The organism is Pontibacter sp. 13R65 (assembly GCF_047525655.1).
Classification (GTDB): domain Bacteria; phylum Bacteroidota; class Bacteroidia; order Cytophagales; family Hymenobacteraceae; genus Pontibacter.
Window position 1 is genome coordinate 65,098 of the sequence record NZ_JBLIQL010000021.1, and the last position, 16,067, is coordinate 81,164.

The following is a 16,067-nucleotide window of genomic DNA, read 5'->3' on the forward strand; positions in this document are numbered from 1 at the left end:
GAAGTTAGCCCTTCATGGCTGTCAGCATGTTACCGTACACTGTGTTAAGTGAATGTAAGTTCTGAGTTAATCGGGATACTTCTTGTTTGAATTGCTCTGTGTCTTTGCTGGCATCTGTCAGGTTTTCCATTGCTATGCTCAGGTTACCATAGAACTTGTTCATGGCCTTCAGGTGGTTGTTTGCATCCTGCAGCTCCATTTCGTACACAGCGTTAAGTGCTCCCAGGTTTCTGGTCATGCTTTGTACCTGCTTGTGGTACTCCTGGGCATCTTTTGTAGAACCAGCCATTTGCGAGATTGCATTGGCAGTTGCCGTGTAGGCATCGTTGATTTTAGTAAGTGAATCTGCCGCAGCTTTTACTTTTACAGTATAATCCTGTGTTGCAGCAGTTGCCTGCGACAAGTCAGCCATTTGGCCTGTAACGGTAGTCAGCTTGTTGAAGCCAGCACCTAATCTATTGATCGTTTCCGGAGTAATATCGGCATCGCGGAACATATCGTCTAACTTTCTAGTTGCAGAAGGACCTCCTGCAACAGCAGCTGTAGCAGGCACTAATCCCTCACCTACATAATCATCAGCTAACTGCGGATATACTCTTGCCCAATCTGGCTCATGACCTTGTGGTTGGAATGCACTCAATGCGAAAATTACTGCTTCTGTGCTCAAACCCACAATCAGCATCAAATCCGCTCCTGCCCAGTGCTGGATCTTAAACAAAGCACCAACGATAACGACAGCCGCACCAAGACCATATATTTTGGGCATCAATACGTCGTATAAAAAACTGCGACCTTTAGCTTTACTCATGTTAATAGATAATTTTTTGTGAATGATTAGGGTTATTGTTTGTTTAAAATAGCTCTTAGTAAGCTATAGGTTAATTGTTTAGCCTTTAATTTAGTTCAATTTTATCGTAATTCACGTCCGGATGATCTTCCGATATAGATCATAGTATTTCTGAAACCAATATATGATCTGGAAGAATCCTGGAACTCAAAGTTGCGGGTACCAGTCTCCAAGAAATAAGCAATATCTTTCCAAGAACCGCCTCTCACTACTTTGCGGGGCTCGTTGTCGTCTCTATACACGGGGTTCAAGTCCCATACTACAGGAACAGTAGCGTCATAGTAAGCATCTTCACACCATTCAGAAACGTTGCCAGCCATATCATAAAGGCCAAAGTCATTCGGGAAGAACTGGGCAACTGGTGCAGTGTAGGTAAAGCCATCGCTGTAGTAATCGCCACGGCCAGGTTTGAAGTTTGCAAGTAAACAGCCTTTTGCATTGCGCAGGTAAGGCCCACCCCATGGGTAAACTGCCATGTCGCGGCCACCTCGGGCTGCATACTCCCACTCAGCCTCTGATGGTAAACGGAAAGCAGGTACGGGAGCAAGACCTTGTTCTGTGTTTGCCTGGTTTTTATGCTTGGTGCGCCATTCGCTGAAATATTTGGCAGCAAACCAATCAACACCAACTACCGGGTAATCATCAAAGGCAGGGTGTGAGAAATAATACTCCATCAGGGGGTCACCCATGTGATACGTAAAATCACGCACCCATACAGTTGTATCTGGGTAGAGCTGTGTCATCACGAACTCCTCGCCTAATACATCAAGTGAATCCTCCATCATTACATTCATAAACTGACGGTATTCATTATTGGTGATTTCAGTCTCATCCATATAAAAACCGCCAATTGTTACTTGCTTGTTCAGGTTAGCCATAGAGGCTGCAATATCCTGATCTGCCTGACCCATGTGGAATGTACCTCCAGGGCAAGGCACCATACCATAAGGCACCTCCTGTGGGTTATACTCCGGGCGGTCCTCTGCTCCGACAAGGTCACCTTGGGGTCCTCTTCTCATTCCGCAGCTCGCCAGCAATATCACCGCCAAAGCAAAGGAAGACAGCTTCATTAGTTTGTTCATGATAATTTTAAAAAGGTAAATTTTTGAGTATTAGTTCCTGCACACTTTTTCTGATGTAGCAAATATATATTATTTGAAAATAATAAAAAACAATTACAGACTTTACTGAAAGTATTATTTTTCAACGACAGTTAAAAAAAATTAGTATTAATTACAAGTAATTTTTTCCTGCATTTTTTCAAGAGGGAGCAACAACCACAAAGTCCAAATCAATACTATATAAAGTCTAAAAACTCCAGCTATTTACCTGCCAAACTTATAACAAAAATAATTCCACAAACAGCCCATGTTATGAAATATCTTAAAATCTAGCAGGTTTAAAATTTTACTCAGTTTACAAATTTCTTTTAATTGGTTAAGTTATTAAATACCTGTTTCTAGGTATTTTTTAGTACCTCATACGGAAGTTCGGCTTAACTTATCTTTAATTCTTCGTCTTTTATAAAAAACACACTGAATATAAGGAAGTTATCTGGTAAAATTATATCGAGGCGTACGGATAGGGGGTTTAACTCGAGGAGCTGGTTCTGGCAAGCGATAAGAAAGCATTATTTCATGCGAGGTAGGTGCTTTGGCTGTTCGGTTTATAGTTATAAAATCAAAAGCATACCCAATTCTCAAAGAGTTATTCTGTAGCATAGAAATTCCTACCAAAGCTCCCAGTGCTTCTTGATGCCTGAAGTTAAGGCCACCCCAGTACTTATCATCAAATGTTAACCGGGCACCTACATCATATGAAAAGGTCTCTGTATCGTGCTTTAGCAAAGCAGTAGGCGTTAAGGTAAGCATGTTGGTAAGCGGCATATGAAAGCCTGCGGTCAAATAAATATGGTTTTCTCCAAGCACTTTACCTGTACTCGTATTTGTGGAGTCCGCAAACTCATATTGTGCCCGCAGCAGGTTCGTAACACCACCACCCGCATAAAAAGTTTCAGATTCGTACCATAGGCCTGCACCTATATCATACTTGGTATCGGAGCTGTTGTATGGAATATTGGGATCGCCTGGATCAATGGCTCTGTAGTTGCCTTTTTTAACGTTGTTTATATTTCCCTGTACTCCAATTCCAAGCTTTCCTTCGCCAAGGTTAATATGGTAAGAATAAGATAACGCTGCATTGGTTACGCTTGTGTTGGCTACCCGGTCGCGCACAAGCTGCAGTCCTATTCCGCCTTTGAGCAAAGCCACTGGAGTATGGGCTGTAAGTAAAAGTGTTTGTGGCGAGCCTCCATCATCAAAACTTGCATCGTACCCTAGCCATTGATATCTGTAAAGCGACATAACCTCTGGCCTGTTGGTAATTCCTGCATATGCAGGACTAATAAACATGCCATTAAAACCATAATGACCAAATTGTGGTTGTTGCTGGGCCCAGGCGTATGTCTGACAGAAGAGCATCAACAGAATAAAGGGTAGAAGCTTTCTCATAGTTTATTTTAAGATGCGTAGAAAGTTTGAGACATAACCGCAAGCTGTTGTTCAAATATAACCATTAATGTGAAAACGCAAAAGCGTGCAGCAGCTGAGTTGCCACACGCATTTGCGTTTTAGTAGTATGGAGAAATAAACTAAAAGTTACAATTGTCTACGCATTTTTTGTGCCTTGCTTCTGGTTTTGAATATAAACCTCTATGGCTCCGGTCATAGAAGGGGCATTTGGCATAGGCGCTTCAATATCCAACTCTAAATTCGCATCGCGGACAGCCTTGGCTGTTGTAGGTCCAAACGCTGCAATGCGTGTATTATTTTGCTTAAAATTAGGGAAATTAGCAAAAAGCGAGGTTATGCCAGATGGACTGAAAAAGGCGATGCAATCATACGTTACATCATCAAGGTCAGAAAGATCTGCCGCCACTGTTTTATAGATAACAGCCTCTGTGTGCTTTATTTTATTTGCCTCTAAGAACTCTGGGATGTCTTCTTTCCGGATGTTAGAACAAGGAAACAGGAACTTCTCGTTCTTGTGCTTTTTAATAACTTCAAAAAGGTCTTTGGCTGTTTTTTCGCCTACAAATAATTTACGCTTGCGCAATACAATGTACTTCTGCAGGTAATAAGCTGTCTGGTCCGATATGCAAAAGTATTTCATATCGGCAGGCATCTCAATTTTACTTTCCTGGCAAATTCTAAAGAAATGATCTACTGCGTTGCGACTAGTAAAAATTATGGCTGTATGCGCGAGAATATCGACCTTATCTTTGCGGAAGTCTTTATAAGGCACGGGCTCCACTTCTATAAAAGCTCTGAAATCTACCTTTATACCATATTTTTCCGCAATAGACAAGTATGGAGAATTGTCAGTTGTGGGCTGTGGTTGTGTAACAAGAATACTTTTAATTGGAATGCTATGCCTTTCTGGGTTTATACCCGCCTTTTCATTGCTGTCAGCCATATAATGAGGTTATTTAAATGTTGACCCGCTCTCCGCCGGCTTCCTTAAATTATACTTTAGTAATTAAAAACAATAAGTTTTAGCATAATTGCCAGCGGAATCACTTCTGTGGCGCAAAGGTATGAAAATAAATGCAAATTAAGTACCGAGGCTTTCTTATTTACAGTAGTAAATATCCTTATTATTGTAAAAATCAGTAATAAAGAAACAACAAGGTTCGATACAAATAGCACTGTTTGTGGCTGGGTTATATTAAAGCTCAGGTAAAGCAGCATGATAATTGGCAGAAACATACCCCAGAACAGGCTCGTGCGCAGGAACTCCCGGTACTGCAGCAGCACCAGTTGCTCTAACCCAAATATAAAGCCCATAATTCTCAGAAATAAGTACTTTATCAGTACAAACAAGAAGATGAATACAGAGTAAAAAAGTATCTTGGTAGTTATGTCAGCTTCCGAGACTGGGAACAACCTGTTAAAAAGCACAAAGTGTTGCACATTGGTGTGAATGGCTGCAATGAGCAGGGCCAGCGATAAAGAAAAAGTAAGGATAAACAGGATGACTGACCAAGTTATTGGTTTAGATAAAAAACCTTTTTCTATGCTGGAGCGACTAAAACTGCCTAAGCTAAAAATATCATTAAAGTCAGAAGGGAAAGTAGCCTTAAGACCACCATACAATAGGGCTATGAGTAGCAGAAAAAGAATAAAGACGTTCTGATTTACATATTCCCGCACCACCACCGAAAAGGGTCTCTGCGCGGATTCTTTCCTGCTTTCCTGCTCTTTTACTTTGTTCCTGAAGGTACTCACATTGGGGTGCTGGTACGGGTGCCATACTGTTAGCAAGTATTTCCCTTCTATGGGCTTAACTCTGCTTAGGTAGGTAGTAAGATCCAGGGTATAGTTGAGAGCTGAGTCAGCAACAAAAATAAGCTGGTTGTTGAGATAAATGCATTGTTCCTTTTTAGCTGTAAAGCTTATGGTAAAGGGCTGAGCAGGGGCTATGGACACCCATTGGTGCACAGCGTTATAGCCAGTATGCAGATCGGCTATATAAGGAGAAAGCTGCGTGGAACCTGGTTCGTAAATTAGCCAGTTAGCATTTATAGTATTTTTTTGGTCAAGAGGCAGTACCTGCGCCTGCAGAGGAGCTACGGCGCTAACTAGTATAGCCAGCCAAACAAAACAATAATGCCAGCAAATATTAAACTTTTGCTTTAGCAACACTCTGTGGACTCCGCGACTTATAAACACCCAAAATAACACTCAGAACAACTGAAAAAGACAGAAGCATCAGCAGCACTCCAACATTGCCCCAGCTAGAAAAATTAAAAGCAAACAAAATTACCAGCACGTTTATCAGTGCCAGAATAAGTACAGTACTGATCTGGTTGAAGCCCATGGCGAGCAACCGGTGATGAATATGGTTTTTATCGGGGGCAAAAGGCGATTTCCCTTTGAGGATTCGGATTGTAGAAACCCGTAGCGTATCGAAAAGCGGCACAAACAGTACTCCAAGTGCTACAGAAGGAGAGGCTGGCACAGCTCGCATCTCTATAAACTGAATAGCTAGTATGGATACAATAAAACCACAGAGCAACGAGCCGGTATCGCCCATAAAAATAGTAGCCTTATGAAAATTATAGCGTAAAAAACCTAAAATACCGCCTATAAGGCAAAAAGCTACTGTTGCATAATTACCATAAGCCGCCCCACCATACAAAAAGAAGTATACCCCAAACGTCATGCTGATGATCAAAACCATGGTTCCAGCTAACCCATCAAGCCCATCTATCAGGTTTATAGCATTGGTAACACCTACAATTACCAGAAAAGTAAAGCCGTAACTCATACCAATCTGAAGCTCCCCAATGCCAAAAATGCCTTGAAAACTGGTAATCCGGATATCGGCCATAAACATAACTATACCAGTTGCCAGCAGTTGTACCGCAAACTTCTTTAGAGCAGAGAGCGTGATGAGGTCATCCTGAAGGCCAATAAAGAACAAAATAATGCAGCTTGCCAGTAGTTGTTGTACCCCATTGTTAAGTTCTGTGAAGATAGTGAGCGCCGACATAAATCCAGCAAAAACAGCCACTCCGCCAAGGCGGGGTGTAAGAGTCTCGTGTACGGTACGGAGGTTAGGCTGATCCAGAATATTCTTCAGGTGTGCCACTCTTATGATAGAGGGAACAGCAAAAATGGCTATAAGAAAAGCCCAGCTAGAAGTAAGAAATAAGGGCAGTAGTTTCTGTTCCATAAGCTTGTGATGCAAAGTTGAGGATCAAGCCTCGACTTTTAAAGTAATTTAGAGCAAATTTTAGAGCAAAGACCGGCTGTTGCCCTCATCAAAGAAATTATAGATTTCTGATGTAGCTGATAACAGCAGATAAACAAATATAGTTTACAAGCTTAAGAATGAAGTATGCCCTGCATCTGCAACATACTTATTTCTATCAGGTTATCTTCTGTAATAGAATCAGGCACAAAGATAAACTTCTTATCATATATATTGTTATCTACATAATAGCTTACCCAATACTCGTTGTTCAGATGAAAAATGCCTGGATCTATGGGCTCTATCTGTACAAAGCTCTTTGCTTCTACCTGCTCAAACATATGCCGCAGGGTAGATGTCTTTACTTCTGTTCCATCATCCATTGTACCATATCCGGTGGAAGCGATCAGTACATTAGTGAGAGGATGAGGGTTGTTATTTATCAGATACACGTTCCATGTTGGAGCTCCCAGCTCATCAGGAGAAGAAGCTACCGCAACAGAAATCCCTTCTACCAGTCCGAAATCAATATCTTTTTTCATTTGCTGCTACAGTAATGTGGGCTTCAAACAAACTAGCAAGGTGGTGAAGCAGCTTTTTTTCTACTTCTCCCATGTCTACCTCCCGCCCAAGTTCCTTTGCCAGGGAAGTTACCTGTTTGTCTGAAATGCCACAAGGCACAATATTGTTAAAATAAGTTAAATCTGTGTTAATGTTGAAGGCAAAACCGTGCATGGTTACCCAACGGCTACATTTTACTCCCATAGCACAGATCTTCCGAGGGTTGAGCTGCGCTTCATGATCGAGCCACACGCCGGTAAGGCCCGCTATTCGGCCTGCCTTAATCTGGTAATCCTGCAAAGTAAGAATAATAGCCTCCTCTAAAAAACGGAGGTACTTATGAATGTCGGTAAAGAAGTTATCGAGGTCCAGGATGGGGTAACCCACCAGCTGCCCCGGTCCATGATAGGTAATATCGCCTCCACGGTTAATTTTGTAATAGGTGGCTTCTTTCGCCTTAAGGCCTTCTTCCCCGATCAGGAGGTGCGACTCGTGACCGCTTTTGCCCAAGGTGTACACATGCGGGTGAGAGCAAAACAACAAATAATTAGGCGTTTGCACTTGCTCCTCAGGAGCCGCTGCTCTGTTCTGCGATTTAATGCTAAGCACACTATTAAACAGCTTCTCCTGATACTCCCACGCCTCTTTGTAATCAATAAGGCCTAGCTGCTCAAAGCTTATTTCTTTATTTTGTAACACGCTGTTTTATGTTTCAATCATTCTCTATGGCTATACCAGTAGAAAACGGCCTTTTATTTATTTTTTAGAAATTTAATAACAACCTAAAGAAGAAATATTCAAATTTTTTAATTTAAGCGCGCCTTCTATTGCTAACTTAGCATGGGCAATTTAAAATAATTTAATGGCATCTCAAACAAAACACATCATAACTGGTAACAAGGGTGAAGCTACTGCTGCCAGCTATCTAATCGAAAAAGGATATCAGCTTTGTTGTCGAAACTTCAGGTACAAACGGGCTGAGGTAGATATTATCGCTCAAAAAGACAAAGTACTTGTTTTTGTTGAAGTTAAAACCCGCGGCTCCGACAAGTTTGGCTTTCCGGAAGAGGCTGTAAGCGCTAAAAAAGAGGCCATGCTCCTTGCAGCTGCAGAAGAATATATTCACCAAACAGACTGGCATCACGATATCCGTTTCGATATTATCTCTATCACACTTAGCACGCCACCAGTTATCTATCATATAGAAGATGCCTTCCACTAAACCTCTTTTAAACCTTGGTAGTTTTCCGCTCCGATAGCCTCCGGAAGGCCTATTTCATTAGAAGAATTTGAACTTAGGCTGAACAGGAGAACCTTTACCGACACAGTTTACTTTACCGTTGAGCAGAAGAGCGCTTGTCAAGCTTACCCTTCTCGTATACCATGGTTCCATGCCGGTCGTATTCTTTTATGAGCACAGGATCGGCGGGGGCATCGTAGCAGGTTTTAGGGTACTGGTACTCGTAGTGGCGGCGATTCCGGAAGTCGTAATGTTTTATCCAGACGCCTACTTTGCGGCCTTTCTCGTACATGCCCGACCATTCTACCTGCCCGTTTTCATAGAAACGGTAGTACATGCCCTGCACCTCACCGTAGGCATACGGCACCACTTCTTTAATTTTTTTGGTATCGCCATAGTAGGTTACAACGGCATCGCGCAGGAACCCTTTCTCATAATGCCTTTTGTCCAGGAGCACATTATCCTCGTTGTTACGGTAGCGTTCCCAGCGCAGGTGTTTGGTGCCCACATAAAAGTAACCTTCTTCCACCACCTGGTCGCCTATTTTCTTTTTGTAAGGCCCGTGCAGGATCTTAAACTTTTCGGGGTTTACCTGGCCGCTGGTGCGGTATATTTTACGCTTTTTGGTATCGTAGAAGTATTTTTCGGGGGCGTATGGGTTAGGCTCCTCATATACAGGCAAAAAACTGAATGTTTCAAGTACCTGCCTGTTACCGCTGCCACCTGATTTGATAAAGCCTCGGTTTACTTTATAGCCCATAAAGAAGCGCTTGCTCTGCTTCTTCTTTTTCTTCTTCTTCTCTACTACATCCTCTTCTTCATCGGGCAGTTTGTTCTCCAACGATGGCTTGGCTGTATCGGCCAGGGCTACTGTTTTGTTCTTCGCACCTTCTTTCTGAAGTGCCTTCGCAAGGTTGTAGTCGCTGTTGTACTTGGCAGGTCCACAGCTACTCAAACCTGTTGCCAGCAAGAGCACAATACCAACTAATTGCAAGAGAAAAGAATACCTCATTTTTGAAGTTTTGGGAATATGATTTTGATGAAGGAGTGGCCTCTTCGCCAAACACGCTAATAATATAATAATTAACGTAAAGATGCGCATAATTCTTATACACACCAATGGTGCTTCTGCAGTTGCTCTCTATAACTATACTGCCTGAAACATAGTTTCATGCGGCTTGTCTAAAATAAAGAAGGCAGCACCTTGCAGTGCTGCCTTCTTTTTGTAAACGCTAATTGCCATTATAAAATATAAAGCCGGGCTTTCACTCAGCCTGCAATGCATGGCAGCTTAAAACTATTCCTTATCTATTAACTCAACACTACGCTTCACAAATGCGGTAAGAGCTGAACCAGAGAGCATGTTCTGCGACAGCAGCGCCAGATCGAACGCCTGACGTGCAATACGCTCTTTGTTTTCTTCCCTGGCTTTAAGAATGCGCTGGTGCAGGCTATGGTTGGCGTTGATAGTAACGTTGTAAGTGTCCGGCATATCGCCCATAAACATCATACCGCCACCACCTGCCCGGCTCATGTCTTTCATACGGCGCATAAACTCAGGCATGGTAATAACCACAGGCGCATCGTCTGGCGACATGGCAGCTACTTCTACCTGCATGTGCTGGTTGTTGATAGCCTGCTCATATACTTTCTTAATTTCCTCTTTCTCCGTATCGCTAAGCACACTCTCCTTAGCGTCGTCTTTCTGAATCAGCTTGTCTATGGTTTCAGAGTCTACGCGCTTGAGTGTGGTTTTCTCCAGCTTCTGCTCCAGCAGGCCTATAAAGTGGCTGTCGATGACTGTATCCAGCTTCAGCACATCGTAGCCACGGTTCAGGGCGGCCTCCACGTATGCGTGCTGCTTTTCCGGATCGGTCGTATAAAGCAACACCAACTGCTCTGTCTTGTCGGTCTGGTTGGCCTGAGTCAGCGCTTTATACTCTTCAAATGTGTGGTTTTTGCCCTCTGTATTCTGCAGCAGCACAAAGTCTTTGGCTTTTTCATAGAACTTGTCGTCGGAGAGCATGCCGTACTTGATAAATACATTAATGTCGGACCAGTTTTTCTCAAACGTTTCGCGGTCTTTCTTAAAGATGTCGTTTAACTTGTCGGCTACTTTCTTCGTGATGTAGGTGTTAATCTTTTTCACGTTTGAGTCGGCCTGAAGAAAGCTACGGCTTACGTTAAGCGGAATATCCGGCGAGTCGATTACACCGTGCAGCAGCATCAGGAACTCTGGCACCACGTCTTTTACCTCATCGGTAATAAATACCTGGCGTGAGTAGAGCTGAATTTTATTGCGCTGCAGTTCAAACTCGTTCTTAATTTTAGGGAAGTATAAAATACCTGTCAGGTTGAACGGATAATCTACGTTCAGGTGAATCCAGAAGAGCGGCGCTTCTGAGAAAGGGTACAGTTCTTTGTAAAAGTTTTTGTAGTCTTCGTCGGTTAGCTCAGATGGTTGCTTGGTCCAGATCGGGTTGGGGTTGTTGATCACCTGCCCGTCGAACTCCACCTCTACCGGTAGGAACTTGCAGTATTTGTTCAGCACAGTCCGGATTCGCTCAGTTTCCAGGAACTCCTCTGAGTCTTCTGCCACATGCAGTATTACGGTGGTGCCACGGTCTTCTTTAGTAGCTTCTGTAATGGCAAATTCGGTGCTGCCATCGCAAACCCAACGCGCAGGCTCAGTGTTTTCTTTAAATGACTTAGAAATAATTTCTACCTCATTTGCTACCATAAAGGCAGAGTAAAAGCCTAAACCAAACTGACCTATAATCTGGTTTTTCTCACCGGCAGCGTCTTTGTAGCGCTCCACAAACTCAGTGGCACCCGAGAAAGCGATCTGGTTTATATATTTCTTTATTTCCTCGGCAGTCATGCCGATACCACGGTCAGTAATAGTAATGGTTTTGGCTTCTTTATCCACACTTACCACCACTTTCAGGTCGCCCTGCTCTCCTGTAAACTCACCAATGCCACCCAGGCGCTTTAACTTCTGGGTAGCATCTACGGCGTTACTCACCAGCTCACGTAAAAAGATCTCATGATCTGAATACAGAAACTTCTTAATGATCGGAAAAATGTTTTCGGTGTGAATCGAAATATTACCTCTTTCTTCCATGTTTTTACTTTTAGTATATAAAATAAATGCTGTTGCTTAAACTTGCTTTCAGCTATGGCTTTTCAAATCCTGTTCCAGAGCTGTATTTGCTGCTGCTTTGTGACAGCTTGTCAGAATTTTAACCCTGCTAAAATTATTTTCTCCATTACACTTCTTTAAATTTATCCATTATGGCACATTTATAGTATAAGCACTTACTTTCTGAAGCCATTCTGCAGCATAACACTTGTTCGTAAATGCAACAATGGTGAATTTATTGTATCTTTGTATGGTTTAAGAAACTAGTGCAACAGCTCAAATCCTATATCGCCCTGTTTTTACTGCTGCTCTTCGTTCGGCCCTTGGTGCCCGACGGACTGCTGCTGAGCCTGCACAGCCATGAGCATACCACTCATGAGGTGCCATGCGACCATCATCAGGCACAGGTTGGCAAAAAGCATATACACTGCGATGTAGAAGACCTATTTGGAGCACCTTTTCAGCCGGGTGTTGCTGCCATCTACTTCTTACCTGTTACCTATGCCACAGTGGTTGCTGTGGCACAGCCAGTAAGCTGGCTAGGTATTCCTGTTTTTCACGCTTACCTGCGTGGCCCTCCGCTTAACTAAGCATATCCTTTCCTTATTCTATTTCACTGAATAAATAGTCTTTGGCTTTACCTGCCTTTAGCTACTTATTTTCAGTTCCTTTTGCGCATGCCGCTCCTCCAAAGTTGGTTTTATGACCTCCCTCGGCTGAGATGCAGGCTACTGCGCTCTATTTCATTTTTATATAATAAAATTAAGTGTTTAATAATCCTATTGTTGCAAAGAGCCTGCTGTTCCTGTTTGTGCTTTTGTACCTGGTGCTGCCTGTGGGGGCGCAGGACATGTACATGGCGCCTGAACTGGACATAGAGCAAGATTGCGGCCTCACCCTATCGGGCAAGGTAATAGACCACGATTCGCGCGAGCCTCTGATCGGAGCTACTGTAATCATAGAAGAGCTCAGCCAGGCCGCCATTACAGATGAGTATGGCAATTACCATTTCCACCACCTCTGCCGTGGGTCCTATACCGTTAGAACCACTTACATCGGGTATGAGGAAATAAGTGCTTCGTTCAGGCTCAGTTCTTCTGTAGTCCGGAACATGGCGCTCCACACAGATGCTAAAACCTTTGGCGCCATTGAGGTGGTGGGCGGAAGAATAGAGAGGCAGGCCCAGGCAACCGAAACACTGGCCGGAAGAGAGCTGGAAGAAACCCGTGGTCTCTCCTTAGGGGAGTCGCTGAAAAAGCTTACTGGTGTAAGCTCTGTACAAACCGGGCCAACTGTTTCTAAACCTGTTATACATGGCTTGTTTGGTAACCGCGTACTTATCCTGAACAATGGAGTGCGGCACGAGTCGCAGCAGTGGGGTAATGAACACGCACCTGAAATAGATCCGCTAAACGCACAGGAGCTGAAAGTTGTGAAAGGAGCCGCCGGCGTGCGCTATGGTTCTGATGCTATTGGGGGCATTGTAATGGTTAACCCCAGGCCAATGCCCGATACAGCAGGTGTAGCCGGAGAGCTTAACCTGATTGGCAGCACCAATAACCGCATGGGTGCTGTGGGAGGCATGGTGCAAGGGCGGCTAAAGCAATTACCGCTGAGCTGGCGCCTGCATACTTCGCTCAAAAAGGCCGGTAGTGCCCAGGCACCTTCTTACAACCTGAACAATACTGGTTTTGAGGAGCAGAACCTGGCCGCTACGCTTGGCTACACGCAAGAGCGTTTTGGGGCAGAGCTTTACTACAGTTACTTCCACACCAAATTGGGCTTTCTGTCGTCGGCGCATATTGGCAACCTGACAGATTTGGCTAATGCCATAGGACGCGAGCAGCCGGAGGAGACAGGTAGTTTTACCTATACCATTGCACGTCCTTACCAGGATGCGACACATCATCTCCTCAAAGCCAGAGGCTATTACAAAACAGGTGAAATAGGTGAGCTGCAGTTTACCTATGGCTTGCAGAACAACAGGCGCCAGGAGTACGATAGACACCGCAATACCGGCGATAGGCCTCAACTGGACCTCGACCTGCAGACGCACACGACGGAGCTGGTTTGGGAGCACAAGCCTATTCACAATTTGTCCGGAAGCATAGGAGCCACCACTATATGGCAGAACAACACATACGCTCCGAATACCAGGGCTTTGCTGCCGTTCTTCAAAGGACTAACAGTGGGGGCCTTTATGTTGGAGAAGTGGCAAAAAGGCAACTGGCAATTAGAGGCAGGGGTACGCTACGATAACAAAACACTCGATATTCAGCGCTGGGACACGAACCGCGAGCTTTTAAAACCGTCCTACACCTTCCATAATTTATCAGGAAGCTTAGGAGCACTTTATGAGCTGGGGTACCACGTTACTTTAAGTGGGCAGGTAGGATATGCTTCGCGGGCACCGCATGCTTACGAGCTGTTTGCCCGAGGGCTTCATAACAGCGCCGCCACCTACGAGGAAGGTGACCCTAACATGATTTCTGAGACAGCACTGAACACGATGGCTACTTTTACCTACCATTCTAACCTCCGGCTAAACGGGGAACTTAGTCTCTACTCTAACACCATAAACAATTACATTTACCTCCAAATTGCTCCAGAATATGCTCTAGGCGTACAAGGAGCTTTTCTGAAGGCAAATTACCAGCAAGCTGATGCACACTTCTGGGGAGCTGACTTAACTGCAGACTATGCTGTTACCAACAGGCTCACTTTAAACAATAAAACATCGCTGGTATATGCCAAGAACAGAGAAACTGGGAATTACCTTCCCTTTATAACTCCTAACAGAACAGACAACACGCTGCGCTACAGCTTCGAAGACAGGAGCGCCTCTAAACTCTCAGATACTTACCTGGCGCTAGGAGGCTTGTATGTTGCCAGGCAAAGCCGCTCAGATGAGCAGTCGGACCCTGTGTTGCCTGCCCCAGATGCCTATTTTCTGCTTCATGCAGAGGTTGGCACTGCTCTCAGGATAGGTCGACAGCAACTAGAACTGGGGGTGGTGGGCAACAACCTCCTCAACACCAGCTATCGTGATTACCAGAACCGCCTCCGGTACTTTTCCGATGAAATGGGCCGCATGCTGTTGTTTCGGGTTAAAATTTTACTGTAACCGTTGCACGTGCAGCACAATTGTTTAAAACAAAAACTTAACACTAAACAGAAATTACTATCATGAAAAACTTATTTAGACCATACCTCGCTTTCTTGCTACTTGGCAGCTTACTTTTTACAACTGCTTGTAAAGACGACGAAGAGCCGGAGCCAGATCACGAGCATGAGCTTATCACGAATGTTACGCTGCGACTTGTACCGACCGATACCAACAAGCCTACTGTAACAGCCTCCTGGGAAAACCTAGTTGGTGTTGGTGCCACTGCTACCATTGATGATTTAGTTCTTAGTGCCAATACAACTTATACTGGCTCCATCTCTTTCGAAAGTGAGGAAGAACACGGAGACCATAGCCACGCCCATGACCTTACCAAAGAAATAAGAGAAGAAGGCGATAGCCACGAGCTATTCTACAGAGTAACACCAGAAGGCCTGGTAACTGTTACCAAAACGGATGTAGATGAAAATAACCGTCCTATAGGTTTAGAGACAACTGTTACCACCAATGCTGCAGGCACAGGCGTATTCCGCGTAGTGCTCAAGCACCAGCCAGGTCTCAAAATCACGAGCAACGACGATAATGCAAAAATGAATATTGGTGAAACAGATGTGGATATAGAATTTCCTTTAACAGTACAATAATTAAACTACCTTACTACAATCTAACTAAAAGAGGCAGCCTAAGAAGCTGCCTCTTTTTTGCAAAAATGCTAAAATTTTGCACTTATTTACTAAATTGCTCTACAATAACTGTACTATCTTAGTAAATGCTCCGTTACTTATAAGGTATAACCTGATCACCATGAAACAAGCTTTCTTCCTGAACCGTTTTCTTATGCTGCTGCTAAGTAGTATGTGCCTGTTTTCTTCCTGCAAAAACTCAGGGCCGGAACCGGAGCCAGAAGATGAAAAAGAAGTTATTACAACCGTAAGAATACAGCTTGTGCCGGAAGGAAAAGGGCAAAACGCAGCTGCCACCTGGAAAGATCTAGACGGCCCTGATGGACAGGGGCCCTTGGTTGAGAACCTGGTTCTGAAAGCAAATACCACCTACCGCGGCACCCTCACCATATTAAACGAAAGCAACCCAAACGCCCCTATAGACTTAACAGCAGAAATTAGAGCAGAAGGGTATAACCATGATGTCTTTTATATTGTAGACGGTGCCAGCCTGAGCATACAAAAGACAGATTTAGACAGAAACAATCGTGCTATTGGCCTGGAGACTACAGCCGCTACCACCTCTCCAAGCACCGGCACCTTGCGCGTTGTGCTAAAGCACCAACCAGGTCTTAAAAGCGGCAGCAGCAACATAGATACCGGCGAAACAGACATCGATATTACTTTCCCGGTTTTTATTCAGGATTAGAAGCCTGGTAAACAAGCAGTGGTAGCCG

Annotated in this window: 15 protein-coding genes; 5 read left to right on the forward strand and 10 right to left on the reverse strand. The window is 44.1% G+C overall.

Annotation, left to right across the window (positions count from 1 at the left end; genetic code table 11):
* Positions 1-4 precede the first annotated feature (4 nt).
* The 8 genes from gldL to lipB form a co-directional block, all read right to left on the reverse strand.
* Positions 5-808: a gliding motility protein GldL gene (gldL, locus tag ACMA1I_RS19030; protein ID WP_337070033.1), complete on the reverse strand. Its 804-nt coding sequence runs from the start codon at positions 806-808 to the stop codon at positions 5-7.
* Between the two features lie 101 nt (positions 809-909).
* Entirely contained in the window at positions 910-1,929 is a 1,020-nt protein-coding gene (locus tag ACMA1I_RS19035) for an SUMF1/EgtB/PvdO family nonheme iron enzyme (RefSeq protein ID WP_337070034.1), read from the reverse strand.
* Between the two features lie 468 nt (positions 1,930-2,397).
* On the reverse strand, positions 2,398-3,357 hold the full coding sequence (locus tag ACMA1I_RS19040) for a type IX secretion system membrane protein PorP/SprF (protein ID WP_337070035.1): 960 nt from the start codon (positions 3,355-3,357) through the stop codon (positions 2,398-2,400).
* 157 nt (positions 3,358-3,514) lie between these two features.
* Positions 3,515-4,321: a uroporphyrinogen-III synthase gene (locus ACMA1I_RS19045; protein ID WP_337070036.1), complete on the reverse strand. Its 807-nt coding sequence runs from the start codon at positions 4,319-4,321 to the stop codon at positions 3,515-3,517.
* Positions 4,322-4,377: 56 nt separating this feature from the next.
* On the reverse strand, positions 4,378-5,550 hold the full coding sequence (locus ACMA1I_RS19050) for a DUF4271 domain-containing protein (protein WP_337070037.1): 1,173 nt from the start codon (positions 5,548-5,550) through the stop codon (positions 4,378-4,380).
* Positions 5,528-6,583, reverse strand: a complete 1,056-nt coding sequence (locus ACMA1I_RS19055) for an MraY family glycosyltransferase (protein ID WP_337070038.1) — start codon at positions 6,581-6,583, stop codon at positions 5,528-5,530. Before ACMA1I_RS19055 ends, ACMA1I_RS19050 begins: the two co-directional genes overlap by 23 nt.
* Before the next feature lie 152 nt (positions 6,584-6,735).
* Complete coding sequence (locus tag ACMA1I_RS19060) at positions 6,736-7,143, reverse strand: hypothetical protein (protein ID WP_337070039.1); 408 nt, start codon at positions 7,141-7,143, stop codon at positions 6,736-6,738.
* Entirely contained in the window at positions 7,127-7,861 is a 735-nt protein-coding gene (gene lipB, locus ACMA1I_RS19065; protein WP_337070040.1) for a lipoyl(octanoyl) transferase LipB, read from the reverse strand. The genes ACMA1I_RS19060 and lipB overlap by 17 nt, the downstream gene beginning before the upstream one ends.
* Before the next feature lie 163 nt (positions 7,862-8,024).
* Between lipB and ACMA1I_RS19070 the strand changes: the two genes are divergently transcribed.
* The gene (locus ACMA1I_RS19070; protein ID WP_337070041.1) at positions 8,025-8,384 is read left to right on the forward strand and encodes a YraN family protein; all 360 of its coding nucleotides are present in this window, start codon (positions 8,025-8,027) and stop codon (positions 8,382-8,384) included.
* Positions 8,385-8,496: 112 nt separating this feature from the next.
* On the opposite strand, the gene ACMA1I_RS19075 is transcribed toward ACMA1I_RS19070, so the two are convergent.
* Entirely contained in the window at positions 8,497-9,414 is a 918-nt protein-coding gene (locus tag ACMA1I_RS19075; RefSeq protein ID WP_337070042.1) for a hypothetical protein, read from the reverse strand.
* 285 nt (positions 9,415-9,699) lie between these two features.
* Positions 9,700-11,526: a molecular chaperone HtpG gene (gene htpG, locus ACMA1I_RS19080; protein ID WP_337070044.1), complete on the reverse strand. Its 1,827-nt coding sequence runs from the start codon at positions 11,524-11,526 to the stop codon at positions 9,700-9,702.
* Between the two features lie 284 nt (positions 11,527-11,810).
* On the opposite strand from htpG, the gene ACMA1I_RS19085 reads away from it, so the two are divergent.
* The 4 genes from ACMA1I_RS19085 to ACMA1I_RS19100 all read left to right on the forward strand — a co-directional run bounded on the left by ACMA1I_RS19085 (position 11,811) and on the right by ACMA1I_RS19100 (position 16,039).
* Positions 11,811-12,134: a hypothetical protein gene (locus ACMA1I_RS19085; RefSeq protein ID WP_337070046.1), complete on the forward strand. Its 324-nt coding sequence runs from the start codon at positions 11,811-11,813 to the stop codon at positions 12,132-12,134.
* Between the two features lie 176 nt (positions 12,135-12,310).
* Positions 12,311-14,668 (forward strand): TonB-dependent receptor, encoded by a 2,358-nt coding sequence (locus ACMA1I_RS19090; protein WP_337070048.1) that lies wholly within the window; start codon positions 12,311-12,313, stop codon positions 14,666-14,668.
* A 62-nt stretch (positions 14,669-14,730) separates the two neighbouring features.
* Positions 14,731-15,312, forward strand: a complete 582-nt coding sequence (locus ACMA1I_RS19095) for a hypothetical protein (protein WP_337070049.1) — start codon at positions 14,731-14,733, stop codon at positions 15,310-15,312.
* A gap of 160 nt (positions 15,313-15,472) precedes the next feature.
* A complete protein-coding gene (locus ACMA1I_RS19100; RefSeq protein ID WP_337070051.1) occupies positions 15,473-16,039 on the forward strand; it encodes a hypothetical protein in 567 nt (188 codons plus the stop codon).
* The last annotated feature ends 28 nt before the right edge of the window (positions 16,040-16,067 follow it).

What these genes read in the sequence shown, in the direction of transcription:
- gldL (WP_337070033.1), bottom strand. Translation starts at nt 808, where the DNA reads ATGAGTAAAGCTAAAGGTCGCAGTTTTTTATACGACGTATTGATGCCC.
- ACMA1I_RS19035 (WP_337070034.1), bottom strand. Translation starts at nt 1,929, where the DNA reads ATGAACAAACTAATGAAGCTGTCTTCCTTTGCTTTGGCGGTGATATTG.
- ACMA1I_RS19040 (WP_337070035.1), bottom strand. Translation starts at nt 3,357, where the DNA reads ATGAGAAAGCTTCTACCCTTTATTCTGTTGATGCTCTTCTGTCAGACA.
- ACMA1I_RS19045 (WP_337070036.1), bottom strand. Translation starts at nt 4,321, where the DNA reads ATGGCTGACAGCAATGAAAAGGCGGGTATAAACCCAGAAAGGCATAGC.
- ACMA1I_RS19055 (WP_337070038.1), bottom strand. Translation starts at nt 6,583, where the DNA reads ATGGAACAGAAACTACTGCCCTTATTTCTTACTTCTAGCTGGGCTTTT.
- ACMA1I_RS19060 (WP_337070039.1), bottom strand. Translation starts at nt 7,143, where the DNA reads ATGAAAAAAGATATTGATTTCGGACTGGTAGAAGGGATTTCTGTTGCG.
- ACMA1I_RS19070 (WP_337070041.1), top strand. Translation starts at nt 8,025, where the DNA reads ATGGCATCTCAAACAAAACACATCATAACTGGTAACAAGGGTGAAGCT.
- ACMA1I_RS19075 (WP_337070042.1), bottom strand. Translation starts at nt 9,414, where the DNA reads ATGAGGTATTCTTTTCTCTTGCAATTAGTTGGTATTGTGCTCTTGCTG.
- htpG (WP_337070044.1), bottom strand. Translation starts at nt 11,526, where the DNA reads ATGGAAGAAAGAGGTAATATTTCGATTCACACCGAAAACATTTTTCCG.
- ACMA1I_RS19095 (WP_337070049.1), top strand. Translation starts at nt 14,731, where the DNA reads ATGAAAAACTTATTTAGACCATACCTCGCTTTCTTGCTACTTGGCAGC.
- ACMA1I_RS19100 (WP_337070051.1), top strand. Translation starts at nt 15,473, where the DNA reads ATGAAACAAGCTTTCTTCCTGAACCGTTTTCTTATGCTGCTGCTAAGT.